Here is a 1,331-nt window from a genome sequence, read left to right as displayed (position 1 = left end):
TAGCATCGTGATCCATTAGTTTTTTCTATTCGAAATGGGATTATTTACTTGACGGTGAACAGAGTATCTTTGGGGCAATTTTTTTGCTTTTTAAAATGACTATAGACAGCTATTACTTCCAAGTAGCAATTTGCTTATTGATAAAGCGTTGAATACGTTGCGAGGTTTCTGCGAATCGACAATCCTTTCTAAAGGTTTGATGCGCATTTCTTAAGCCACAATCATAAGAGACTAAATCAACACCACTCGAACCTACTAAGGGGTAATTATTTGCCAGAAATTGCAATTCTTGAGGACGATTGTAGGGATCATTTTCATAAGCAAACACCAAAGCATCCATGTCAGGCGACGTTAACATCTCTTTAATCTGTTTAGGCCTAATCGTTCTTCTCCACCAGGGAGCAAACCGTACCTCACTGCGTTTACCAGCAAAAGCAGGCGCAAAAGCGATCGCCCCATTAAAGCGCTTATTGACATCACGCATCATCATTAATGAAGTCCAGGCACCGTTTGAATGCCCCGCTAAAAACAGATGTTTGGGTAAAACACCCCGTGCTAAAAAAGCATCAATCGCGAAATTGATTTCTATTTTACGCAGATAAACCTGTCTACCCGCCGATGTTATTGCGGGTGCTTCGGTTGCCGTCGAACAAAGTTTATACACCAAGGTTCGTTTATCGCTTAACGCACGCAATGATTCAGGAGGGTTGTTATAAGACATAAAACAAGGCTCAAGTTGCTGTGGCCTTGTAATTCCGTGGTTATAAATAATCACGCGTTGTTCAGAAGCAGGACTGGGAAACGGTATTTTTTGAATAGACTCTGCTATCGAAGTCTTGGTGTTGGTTCCCAAACTTGAACACGCTGAGAGGAATATCGCTAAAAACGTAAGCGATATGGCAGATGTAAATGATCTAAACATAGTCAAAGCATATCAATAGGGTTGGATAAATACACCCCCCCTACTTACCATGAGCTTGCCATTTCGTTTATTGAAATGGACAACTCAGCCGAGGCATTGCCGAGACAACGTAGGAACACAGTGACGACGACCCGCAGGGTGAGGCTTCAGCCGAATATTTATGCGAAAGCTTAAAGCTAGCTCGCCGATAGGCGATACTAGGTTTTAGTGTGTATTGGGGCACTTTTTTAATTCGCGATTATTTGTTTCGATGCTTTATGAAATACAAACTATCCTCTAATACTTGTTCACAGCATCGAGTAACTTTCTTTTGAGAAAAGCAAAAAGAAAGTAACCAGCCGAGATTCTATGGTAATAATCAAGCAATAAGTCTAAACGATTCTATATTGAGCTTTATCTCTCATTAAAG

The 1,331-nt window shown here is 40.8% G+C and carries 1 protein-coding gene; it reads right to left on the bottom strand.

Annotation, left to right across the window (positions count from 1 at the left end; translation table 11 throughout):
• Positions 1 to 112: 112 nt before the first annotated feature.
• Positions 113 to 922: a hypothetical protein gene (locus Q1A31_RS20875; RefSeq protein ID WP_299881739.1), complete on the bottom strand. Its 810-nt coding sequence runs from the start codon at positions 920 to 922 to the stop codon at positions 113 to 115.
• Positions 923 to 1,331 lie beyond the last annotated feature (409 nt).

It is taken from the genome of uncultured Cocleimonas sp., assembly GCF_947495625.1.
Lineage (GTDB): Bacteria > Pseudomonadota > Gammaproteobacteria > Thiotrichales > Thiotrichaceae > Cocleimonas.
This window is presented reverse-complemented; position numbering and strand designations above follow the sequence as displayed.